Genomic DNA, 10,936 nt, shown 5'->3' with positions numbered 1-10,936 from the left:
CCTCGGCACTGTGATCGCGCATTTCGATGCGTTGTTTCAGCATGCCTTTACCTCAAGACCCTTGGGGGCAATAAGAGCAGGAACTGCATTGTTCACTCTCTGTGATAGGGGTGAATATGAGCGGTGAGACTCCAGAGACGCATGGCTCACTCTCTATGATATGGATGATTGGTGGTGATGCTCCAGGCCCGATAGAGGCTCTCGGCCACCAGCACCCGCACCAGCGGATGGGGCAGGGTGAGCGGTGACAGTGACCAGCTCTGTTCGGCGGCAGCCTTGCATTCGGGGGACAAACCTTCCGGCCCGCCTACCAGCAGGGCCACATCGCGGCCATCGAGTTTCCACGCCTCCAGCTGGGTAGCCAGCTGCTCCGTGGTCCAAGGCTTGCCCGGAATGTCGAGGGTGACGATGCGCGAGCGCCCCGCAGCCGCCAGCATGGCTTCCCCTTCCTTCTGCAGGATGCGGGGAATGTCGGCATTTTTGCCCCGTTTGCCTGCGCCGATCTCGACGAGTTCAAACGGCATGTCTTTGGGGAAGCGGCGACGATACTCTTCGAAGCCATGCTCTACCCAGGCGGGCATCTTGGTGCCCACCGCAATCAACTGGATCTTCATGGTCGTTACACTTGTGCTCTTATTGCGTATTCATTTGAGCGGCACCGCTCCACAGCTTTTCCAGTTGGTAGAAGTCACGATGTTCATCCTGCATCACATGCACGATCACCGAGCCCATATCTACCAGCACCCATTCACCGCTCAGTTGCCCTTCCACGCTCAGCAGATCCAGACCCGCGTGGCGGGCCTCGCTGGCCAGATGGTGGGCAATGGCGCTGACGTGACGACTGGAGTTGCCGGAACAGATGATCATGGTGTCAGTAATGCTGGATTTGCCGCGAACATCGAGGGTGATGATGTCGCGGCCTTTCATGTCATCGATCTTGTCGATGATAAAGGCATGCAATTCTTGGCCTTGCAATGAGTCTCTCCTGTATTCCGGCGCGCAGCGTTTGCGTCAGGGCGGCGGATTATATCATGGTCACTCCCGTTTCCCATCGGGTGGGGCGGGATTACGACAGGGGTTAGCGGCGGTTGGCGCGGTAGAGCCCCTGTTGATCAATATAGTGCGCAACCGACTCGGGCAAGAGGTAGCGGGTGTCTTGCCCCGCATCCAGCAAGGCCCGCAGTCGGGTGGCTGACAGTTCGATGGGCTGGTTGTCCGCCAGCCAGATATGACCGGCCAGACGCTGATGCAGCGCGTTGGCATCCGTGGTGTGATGGCGCGCCAGCAGCTGCGCCACCTCGGTCGGATAATCCGGTTGCCAGCCCGGCCGTACGCTCACCACCAGATGGGCGTAGTCGAGCAGCTCCTGCCAGCGGTGCCAGCTTGGCAGGCTCAGCAGGGAATCCATCCCCATCAGAAAACAGAGCGGCGTATCGGGCAGTTCATGACGCAGCTCGATCAGGGTATCGATGGTGTAAGAGGGCTTGTCCCGTCTCAGCTCCCGCTCATCCACCACAAAGTGGTGGTTCTCTGCCGCCGCCAGTTTGACCATGGCAAGGCGCTGTTCGCTGGAGCAGAACGGATTGGCGCGGTGGGGCGGGATATGGTTCGGGATCAGCCGCATCTCGGCCAGCCCGAGGGCATCGCGCGCCTCGATGGCCGGGCGCAGATGACCGATATGGATAGGATCGAACGTGCCCCCCAGCAGACCAATGGGCGCCTTCAGCACGGGCTGCTCTCCATCACCAGCGGCAGCGGGGTGCCATCACGAAAGCCGAGGGCAATGGTCTGCAGCATCAGCCACGCCTGTTCGGTATCGAAGCGGCGCTGGGCATCGTCCAGCTGGGCCATCAGCTGCCACAGTTGCTGCAACTTGGCAAACGGCAGGCGGGTCAGAGCTTGCTGAATGAGCTGCTGGCGGCTCTGCCAGATGCGCAGGCGGCTGAAGTGCTCCCCCAGCGGCTGGCCGTTGCGCATCGCCAGCGACAGCTCGGTCAGCTGCTCCAGCTCGCGGCAGAGGGTCCAGGCCAGCATCCCCGTCTCGGTGCCTTCGGCCCGCAGGGCGGCCAGAATGCGCTGGGCCCGGTTCACCTTGCCCTCCAGCAGGGTATCGACCAGCTGGAACGGGGTGAAGTGGGCGTGGCGGATAATGGTCTCTTGCAGATAGGTGACGCTGATGGGCTGGGGCGGCGAGAGCAGGGTCAGCTTCTCGATCTCCTGGCTGGCGGCCAGCAGGTTGCCCTCGTAGGAGTGGCACATGAAGTTGATGGCATCCGGCAGCGCCTTGAGGCCGAAACGCGCAAAACGGGCGCTCATCCAGCGCGGGAAAAACTTGGGCTCCGGATGGTTGACCGGCACATAGGTGCCAATCTGGTAGAGCTTGTCGAACCAGGCCGCCTTCATCTGGGTCTGGTTGAGGCGACCGCCACTCAGCACCAGCAGCAGGTCGGGATGAAGCTGTTTGCCGATCTCGCTGATGCGGGCAGCGAGATCCTTGTCCACCTTGGCGGGCAGCTCCAGCTCGATGATCTGGCGGGCGGAGAAGAGGCTCATGGCCTGACAGGCATCGTAGACCTGATTCCAGTCCAGCCCCTGTTCCACCACGAAGGTGTGGCGCTCATCGAAACCCTGCTTGCGGGCGACCTGACGGATGGCATCGATGGCCTCCAGTCGCAACAGGGGCTCGTCGCCAAAAACGAGATAGCAGGGCCGAAGCCCTGCTTTGAGGTGGTCACCAAATTGTTCAGGGTAAATCCGCATCAGAAGCTGACCTGACTCAACTGCCGGATCACCTGATTGGCCGCCTGCTCCTGCATTTCGCGGTTGAGCTGCTCCTGCTCACGGGAGGAGGCGAGCGCTGCATCCGGCTTGTTGAGGAAGCTGCGGTTGAAGTTGATGGGGAAGACCTGAGTCGGCTTGCCCGGTACCGAGATGGTGAACTGGGTACCAAAGCCCAGCACATATTCGGTGTCCGTCCCCAGCGCGTTGACCGAGGCGACCTGACTGGTGCTGCCTACGCCGCCCAGAGTGAGCACCGGAATGCCCTCCTTGTCGGCCAGGGTCACGCCAGAGGCCTTCAGACGGGTGGTAACCATCCGGTAGAAGTCGCTCTTGTTGTCGCCCACGACCTTCATGGTCATCAGCTCGCTCGGAATGCCGTTGCCGCGCATGTGAAAGCCGCAGCCTTGCAGCAGCAGACCAGCCAGCACGATGGCCATCCAGCGGGTGAAGATGGTGCCCATAGAAAATCCTCTTTGCATTAAGGGAAAGCGGCGGGCGCAGGGCCCGCCGTTATCATCCGTTTGCTGTCACAGATTGGCAATGATCAGTTGGCAGCCAATTAGTTAGCGACAATGTTGAGCTGTCATGGGCCGGTACGTCGTTACCCATGAGTGGCCACACAGTCAGCCAAGGTCGCCAAATGGTATGACATCAGTTGGCAACCGATCAGTTAGCGACAATATTGAGCAGCTTGCCAGGTACATAGATCACCTTACGCACGGTCAGACCGTCGGTGAACTTCTGCACGGAAGCATCGGCCATCGCCAGCTTCTCGACATCAGCCTGGCTGATCTCGGCCGGCACGGTCAGTTTGCCGCGCATCTTGCCGTTGATCTGCACCACCACCAGCTTCTCGGTCTCGACCATGGCCGCTTCATCGGCCACCGGCCAGGCTGCGTGATCGATGTCGTCGCCCTTGCCCAGCATCTTCCACAGCTCGAAGCCGATGTGCGGGGTGATGGGGTAGAGCATGACCACCACGGCTTCCAGCGCTTCCTGCATCAGGGCGCGGTCCTGCTCGTCGCTACCCAGCTTGGAGAGATTGTTCATCAGCTCCATGATGGCGGCGATGGCGGTGTTGAAGGTCTGACGGCGACCCACGTCATCGCTCACCTTGGCGATGGTCTTGTGCAGTTCACGGCGTACCGCTTTCTGCTCGTTGGTGAGAGCAGCCACATCCAGAGCGGCAACGGCGCCACCGGAGACGTGCTCGAAGGTGACGCGCCACAGGCGACGCAGGAAGCGCTGGGCACCCTCTACGCCGGAGTCGGACCACTCCAGCGTCATCTCTGCCGGGGAGGCGAACATCATGAACAGACGGACGGTATCGGCGCCGTAACGCTCGACCATCAGCTGCGGGTCGATGCCGTTGTTCTTGGACTTGGACATCTTGGTCATGCCGGAGTGCATTACCTCACGGCCTTCGTTGTCGATGGCCTTGGTGATGCGACCCTTCTCGTCACGCTCTACCCTGACGTCGGTCGGGCTGACCCAGACGTTGCCGCCCTTCTCGTCCTTGTAGTAGAAGGCGTCGGCCAGCACCATGCCCTGGCAGAGCAGACGCTTGAACGGCTCATCGCTGTTGACCAGACCGGCGTCACGCAGCAGCTTGTGGAAGAAGCGGGCGTAGAGCAGGTGCATACAGGCGTGCTCGATACCGCCGATGTACTGATCCACCGGCAGCCAGTGGTTGGCAGCAGCCGGATCCAGCATGCCCTTGTCGTAGTCTGGGGAGCAGTAGCGCGCGTAGTACCAGGAGGACTCCATAAAGGTGTCGAAGGTATCGGTCTCGCGGAACGCTTCCTGACCGTTGTAAGTGGTCTTGGCCCACTCGGCATCGGCTTTGATCGGGCTCTGGATACCATCCATCACCACATCTTCCGGCAGCAGCACCGGCAGCTGGTCTTCCGGCGTCGGCACTACGGTACCGTCAGCCAGGGTCAGCATCGGGATGGGGGCGCCCCAGTAACGCTGACGGGAGACACCCCAGTCACGCAGACGGTAGTTGACGGTGCGCTTGCCCTTGCCGAGCCCTTCCAGCTTGCTGGCGATGGCATCGAAGGCGCCCTGGAAGTCGAGACCGTCAAACTCGCCGGAGTTGAACAGCACGCCCTTCTCGGTGTAAGCCGCTTCGCTCACGTCGACGTCGCCATCAACCGGTTTGATCACCGCCTTGATGTCGAGGCCATATTTGGTGGCGAATTCGAAGTCACGCTGATCGTGGGCCGGAACCGCCATCACGGCGCCGGTACCGTAGTTCATCAGCACGAAGTTGGCGACCCAGACCGGTACCTTGCGGCCATCCAGCGGGTGAATGGCGTAGAGGCCGGTGGCCATGCCCTTCTTCTCCATGGTGGCCAGTTCGGCTTCGGCTACCTTGGTGTTCTTGCACTCTTCGATAAAGGCGGCCAGTTCCGGATTGTTTTCGGCGGCCTGCAGGGCCAGCGGGTGGCCAGCGGCGATACCGACATAGGTGACGCCCATGAAGGTGTCCGGACGGGTGGTGTAGACCTCCAGCTGCTCAGCCTGACCTTCGATGGCGAAGCTGATGTTGACCCCTTCTGAGCGGCCAATCCAGTTGCGCTGCATGGTCTTGACCATCTCTGGCCAGCCTTCCAGATTGTCGATGTCGTTGAGCAGCTCTTCGGCGTAGTCGGTGATCTTGATGAACCACTGGGGGATCTCTTTTTGCTCCACCGGGGTGTCACAGCGCCAGCAGCAGTTGTCGACCACCTGCTCGTTGGCCAGCACTGTCATGTCGTTCGGGCACCAGTTTACGGAGGAGGTCTTTTTGTAGACCAGACCCTTCTCGTAGAGCTTGGTGAAGAACCACTGTTCCCAGCGGTAGTAATCCGGTTTGCAGGTGGTGACTTCACGATCCCAGTCATAACCCAGACCCAGCATCTTCAGCTGGTTCTTCATGTATTCGATGTTTTCGTAGGTCCAGGGCGCCGGAGCGGTATTGTTTTTGACTGCGGCGTTCTCGGCCGGCAGACCGAATGCATCCCAACCTATGGGTTGCAGCACGTTCTTGCCATTGAGGCGTTGATAACGGGAGATCACATCACCTATGGTGTAGTTACGAACGTGCCCCATGTGTAGTCGACCAGACGGATAGGGGAACATGGACAGGCAGTAGAACTTCTCCTTGTCTACCTTCTCCACGGCCTTGAAGGTTTTCTTGGCATCCCAGTGCTTTTGCACTGCTGGTTCGATTAATTGGGGAACGTATTGCTCTTGCATTGGTGACATCCGGATCTGTGAAATGAATAGATAAATCAGCTGGGAAATCGCAATAGAATACCCATATCCTGCGGCGGCAACAACCGCCAGCGTCCCTTGGGCCTTAAGCCGGGCCAGATCAGGGTTTAGTAGAGGAGTTAGAGCCATGGACAAACGTCAAAAAGGGTACGAAGCCTTCATTGCCGAGCTGCAAAAACAGTGGCAAGAGACTGAAGAGTTCCAGGGGGAGCGCCTCAACCGGATGATTGCCAAGGTGCAGGCCTATCTGGAGGCAGCAAGTGACCTCACTCAGGACGAACTGGCGCTCATCGCCGAGTACGTGAAGCGGGATCTGGGCAACTATGACGAGGGGCGCCATGACGATAGTGCGCAGGTGGAAGAGTCTGCCTTTATGTTGGCCCTCAAAGACACCGCCTGGTCCTGGCTGGCGGATGTGACCGACCGCGCCCAGGTGGAGTGGCGCGAGCTGGCCGATGAGCTGGAGCACAAGGGTGTTTACGAAGCGGGTGACTGGGTGGGGCTGGGGGTCATGGTGTGCGACCAGTGTGGCTGGCGCCATACCGTGCTGCACCCCCAGCAGCTCGATACCTGCCCCGAATGTGGCTGCGCCGAATATCACCGCGAGCCGCTCTCGCCCTGAGTCATGCCATCAATGCGGATGAGATAACGAGCAAAAAGGCGCCATCAGGCGCCTTTTTCTTGCTTGCAGATTTCGTCGGGGCGTTTACTTGCCCGCGACGGAGAGGCCGCCAAAACGGATCTGCGGGGCGTAGAAGCCCTTGCTGTCGTTGTGGTGCATGGTGTCACCGACCGCTTCCAGCTCGCCCAGCAGGCGGTAGAAGTTGCCTGCTACCGTGATGCCGCGCACCGGCTGCAGTCGCACCCCATCGCGGCAGAGGAAGCCCGACGCGCCAAAGGAGAAGTCACCGCTCACCGCATCGGCACCCGAATGCAGGCCATCCAGCTTGACCAGCTCCAGATAGTCGCCGCTCTGCACCTCCGCTTCACAGTGAGGGCCCGCGCCAAACACTAGGTGGCGAGCGGTCACATCGAGGGCGCTGCGGGCACCGCGGGCGGCCGAGCCGTTGCTGGCCACACCAAAGTGGTGGGCCGTGGCGCTGTTGTGGAGCAGGGTCTTCAGCTCCCCTTCGCCAATCAGCAGCAGATCCGAGCTGGCCGCCCCCTCGCCATCAAACGCCTTGATGTTCATGCCGCACGGCATATAGACCCTGCTCTCCAGAGTGAGCCAGCGTGACGCCACATTCTGGCCGACCTTGCTGCGCCAGGGGTTGATCCCCTGCTGGGCCCACTTGCCCGACAGCACGCCCTGAAAGCAGCCAAACAGGCTGGCGAAGCAGTTGGTGCTGAAGATGACGCTGTAGCGACCGCTCGGCACCGCTTCACCGGGCAGCAGTCCATCGGCGATGGCGTAGATCTGCTCGATCAGGGTCTGGCTATCCAGCTCGTCGAAGCGACGGCCATACTGCCCCTGCGAGTGCATCGACTGGCGGCCATCCCGTTCCACCAGCGCCGAGGTGTAGCAGCCGACGCTGAACTCGCCGTGCTGGCAGAGGGTACCCTGACTGTTGGCGAGCCAGAGCTGGCTCTCCCCTTCGAAGAAGCTGTTGTAGGGAGCGCCGCTCACATCGGGCATGGCCAGCATGTCAGATTCCAGGCGCAGGGCCAGTGCGATCTTCTCCTCAACCGGCGTGGTATCGGGCTGGTTGATCTCGGCGCAATCTGTGGTGATCCGGCTATTGGCCACCGAGATGCGCTGATCCGGATCCACCTTGGCAAAGCGGCTGGCATCGAGCGCATCCTGCAGCATGGCATCCAGCGCCAGCTCATCGAGGGATTCCGAGTAGGCGATGCCGACTCGACCCTCTTTGATCAGGCGAATGCCGAGCTGCTGGCTGCTGGTGACCTTGTATTCACCCAGCTCGCCCTTGTCTGCCTTGAGGGAGAAGGCTCTCTCCTGATTGGCGATGATGTCTGCCTCGGCGCCGAGGTCGGCCACTTTATCCAGCAGGCGGGTGAGCAGTTGATTCATGTCGATGGTGCTCATCAGGCGTTCCCTCCCACCAGAATATTGTCTACTTTTAGCGCCGGCTGGCCCACCGAGGTGGGGACCGAGCCTGAGACCGAGCCGCACATGCCAGCAGCTAGCGCCAGATTGCGGCCCACCATGGAGATCTCTTTCAGCACCTGCGGGCCGGTGCCGATCAGGGTGGCCGACTTGAGCGGTTTGGTGATCTTGCCGTGCTCGATGAGGTAGGCCTCCTGCACATTGAAGTTGAACTCGCCGGTGCCGGGCTGTACCGAGCCGCCCCCCATCTTCTTGGCGTAGATGCCATGTTCGACGGTGGCCAGCATATCGTCGAGGCTGTGGTTGCCCGGTTCGATATAGGTGTTGCGCATGCGCGAGGTGGGGGCGTACTTGTAGGATTCGCGCCGCCCAGAGCCGGTGCGTGCGTAGCCTGTTTTGAGGGCTCCCATTCTGTCCACCAGAAAACCGGTCAGGACGCCATCCTTGATGAGCTGGGTATGCTGGGTCGCCATCCCCTCGTCATCGACGTTGATGGAGCCCCAGGCGTTGCCTTGCAGTCCCTCGTCCACCGCATTGACCACCGGATTGGCGATAAGCTGGCCCATCTTGTCGTGGAACACCGACGCCTTCTTGGCCACCGAGGTGGTCTCCAGCAGATGACCGCACGCTTCGTGGAAGATGACGCCGCCAAAGCCGTTCTCCATGATGACCGGCAGGGTGCCGCTCGGGCAGGGAGCCGCGCCCAGTTTCACCAGTGCCTGACGGGTGGCGGTGAGCGCCAGCTCGCGCGGATCGATGCGATCGGCATGCTCCCAGCCCATCAGGGCGCCGGGGGCCTCGTAACCGACGCTCTGCTCGCTCCCTTCCCGGGCGATGGTCTGGGCCATGATGCGGTTGTAGTGGCGGCGATCGGCGACTTGCAACCCTTCGCTGTTGAAGATCTCCACCTCCTGCTCCCAGCCCAGCACGTTGCCGGAGAACTGGCTCACCTTGTCGCTCTCGGCACGGGCCGCCGCATCCATGGCGTGCAGATAGGCGATCTTCTGCTCCAGCAGCTTGTCTGCCGACAGGGGCAGGGCCACCGGGTTGCGATCGGTCAGGCGGGTGAAATCGAAGGCGGTGGCGGTCACCACGGGGTCGCGGCGGTCTTTGGCCGCCAGCAGGGTGACGATGCGCAGCAGCTCGTCGCGGCTGGCCAGATTGGTGTAGCCGTAGAGCACCTTGTGGCCGTAACAGAGGCGCACGCCGATGCCGAAATCGAGGCCACCGCTGATGTTCTCTATCTGGCTGGAGAGCAGGCTGAGCTGGCTGCGGCGCTTGCGCTCGACAAACAGCTCGGCAAAATCGGCACCCAGCGCCAGCGCGTGATCGAGCACGTCACGGGCGATGGCGGGGGCCAACAGGGAGAATGGGGTCATAGAATATCCTTTTCTGGTCTGTCCGTTTGCTTCCGACATCCGGCTCTGATTGTTATGGGATGTCGAGTCCATTGTTGCAGACCAGCACAAAAAAGTCGCTATAGCGTCATGCGATGATACCGATTGAGAAAATCGGTACGATAACTGCGCCCGGCGGCCAGGGCCAGGCGCTCAGGGTTGTTTTGCCAAAACGTGGGAAAGATCAGAGCAGGGCGTGGATTTCGCTCAGGATCTGTTCGACCCACTGCTCGATGCGCGGATCGGTCTGGTCATACTGATTGGCATCGTCCAGCGCCAGCCCGACGAAGTGACGGCCATCGTCGATCAGTGCCTTGGAGGCATCGAATTCGTACCCTTCGTTGGGCCAGTAGCCCACCAGCTTGACCCCTTTTGGCACCAGCTGATCGTGCAGCATGCCGAGGGCGTCCTGGAACCATTCGCCATAACCGAGCTGATCGCCGAGGCCAAACAGGGCGACGATGCGTCCCTCCAGATGGAGATCGGTGATATCTTCCCAGCGGGACTCCCAGTCCTCCTGCAGTTCGCCAAAATCCCAGGTGGAGATTCCGAGGATCAGGATCTCGTAATCCTCCATCAGGCGTAGGGAGACATCCTTGATATTGTGAATATCCACCAGCTCGGGGCCGATGAGGGCGCGGATCTTCTCGGCAGCCATCTCGGTGTAGCAGGTGGTGGAACCGTAAAACAGACCAATCTTCATCGCTCTTCTCTCTGTTGGCGCTTTCTCGCTTGCTTTTGGCGCGTTCTCGCATGCTCGTGTGGGCTGCGCCATGTTGGCAACACGATGGGTAACGTAAGGGGAGGGCGCCAGTCTAGCAGATTGCCATTCGACCTTCACCGCCCGGCAAGGGGCGTGGCAAACGAGCCTTATCTTTCCAATGAAAGTGCCTTGTCTTTCCAAGGAGTTGGCGCGTTACAATGGGCCATCTTTCCCCTGATTGCAGCGCACCATGAGCAAGCCTGACCCACATCCCCTGATTGAACCCTTCCTCGACGCCCTCTGGCTGGAGCGGGGATTGTCTGACAACACGGTCAGCTCCTATCGCAGCGATCTGGAGAAGTTCTCCCTCTGGCTCGACGAGCAGGGGAGCTCGCTGCTGCTGGCGGGGATGGACGAGATCCAGCACTACCTCGCCTGGCGGGTCGATCACCAGTTTGCGGCCAGCAGCACCGCCCGCTTCCTGTCGGCCCTGCGCCACTTTTACCAGTATCTCAACCGCGAGAAGCTGCGCAGCGACGATCCGACCGTGCTGCTGGAGGGGCCCAAGCTGCCGAAAAAACTCCCCTCCGATTTAAGCGAAACGGAAGTGGAGGCACTCTTGAGTGCGCCGCTGGTGGATGACCCGCTGGAGTTGCGGGACAAGGCGATGCTGGAGCTGCTCTACGCCACCGGCTTGCGGGTTTCCGAGCTGATGGGGCTCACCGC

11 protein-coding genes are annotated in these 10,936 nt (G+C 60.9%); 2 read left to right on the top strand and 9 right to left on the bottom strand.

Annotated features, from left to right (window positions below; translation table 11 throughout):
• Positions 1-146: 146 nt before the first annotated feature.
• The 6 genes from rlmH to leuS all read right to left on the bottom strand — a co-directional run bounded on the left by rlmH (position 147) and on the right by leuS (position 6,024).
• Positions 147-614, bottom strand: a complete 468-nt coding sequence (gene rlmH, locus AACS18_RS07645; protein WP_005335166.1) for a 23S rRNA (pseudouridine(1915)-N(3))-methyltransferase RlmH — start codon at positions 612-614, stop codon at positions 147-149.
• A gap of 19 nt (positions 615-633) precedes the next feature.
• Entirely contained in the window at positions 634-975 is a 342-nt protein-coding gene (gene rsfS, locus AACS18_RS07640) for a ribosome silencing factor (RefSeq protein ID WP_005335165.1), read from the bottom strand.
• A gap of 103 nt (positions 976-1,078) precedes the next feature.
• A complete protein-coding gene (nadD, locus tag AACS18_RS07635; RefSeq protein ID WP_108612148.1) occupies positions 1,079-1,729 on the bottom strand; it encodes a nicotinate-nucleotide adenylyltransferase in 651 nt (216 codons plus the stop codon).
• Positions 1,723-2,760: a DNA polymerase III subunit delta gene (holA, locus tag AACS18_RS07630; protein ID WP_108612147.1), complete on the bottom strand. Its 1,038-nt coding sequence runs from the start codon at positions 2,758-2,760 to the stop codon at positions 1,723-1,725. The genes nadD and holA overlap by 7 nt, the downstream gene beginning before the upstream one ends.
• Entirely contained in the window at positions 2,760-3,242 is a 483-nt protein-coding gene (locus AACS18_RS07625) for an LPS-assembly lipoprotein LptE (protein WP_005335160.1), read from the bottom strand. Before AACS18_RS07625 ends, holA begins: the two co-directional genes overlap by 1 nt.
• A 205-nt stretch (positions 3,243-3,447) precedes the next feature.
• The gene (gene leuS, locus AACS18_RS07620) at positions 3,448-6,024 is read right to left on the bottom strand and encodes a leucine--tRNA ligase (RefSeq protein WP_108612146.1); all 2,577 of its coding nucleotides are present in this window, start codon (positions 6,022-6,024) and stop codon (positions 3,448-3,450) included.
• A gap of 145 nt (positions 6,025-6,169) precedes the next feature.
• Between leuS and AACS18_RS07615 the strand changes: the two genes are divergently transcribed.
• Positions 6,170-6,664, top strand: coding sequence for a zinc ribbon-containing protein (locus tag AACS18_RS07615; RefSeq protein ID WP_005335155.1), 495 nt, complete (start codon positions 6,170-6,172; stop codon positions 6,662-6,664).
• An 84-nt stretch (positions 6,665-6,748) separates the two neighbouring features.
• Here AACS18_RS07615 and AACS18_RS07610 read toward each other — a convergent pair whose 3' ends face one another.
• The 3 genes from AACS18_RS07610 to fldB form a co-directional block, all read right to left on the bottom strand.
• Positions 6,749-8,089 carry a TldD/PmbA family protein gene (locus AACS18_RS07610; RefSeq protein WP_108612145.1) on the bottom strand — a complete coding sequence of 447 codons (1,341 nt, stop codon included), beginning with the start codon at positions 8,087-8,089 and terminating at the stop codon, positions 6,749-6,751.
• A complete protein-coding gene (locus AACS18_RS07605) occupies positions 8,089-9,489 on the bottom strand; it encodes a TldD/PmbA family protein (protein ID WP_108612144.1) in 1,401 nt (466 codons plus the stop codon). Before AACS18_RS07605 ends, AACS18_RS07610 begins: the two co-directional genes overlap by 1 nt.
• Before the next feature lie 202 nt (positions 9,490-9,691).
• Positions 9,692-10,210, bottom strand: a complete 519-nt coding sequence (fldB, locus tag AACS18_RS07600; protein WP_069554118.1) for a flavodoxin FldB — start codon at positions 10,208-10,210, stop codon at positions 9,692-9,694.
• Positions 10,211-10,460: 250 nt separating this feature from the next.
• On the opposite strand from fldB, the gene AACS18_RS07595 reads away from it, so the two are divergent.
• The coding region (locus tag AACS18_RS07595; protein ID WP_146184752.1) for a site-specific integrase at positions 10,461-10,936 on the top strand (476 nt) is incomplete at its 3' end.

The organism is Aeromonas sp. HMWF015 (genome assembly GCF_963878965.1).
Classification (GTDB): domain Bacteria; phylum Pseudomonadota; class Gammaproteobacteria; order Enterobacterales; family Aeromonadaceae; genus Aeromonas; species Aeromonas veronii.
This window is presented reverse-complemented; position numbering and strand designations above follow the sequence as displayed.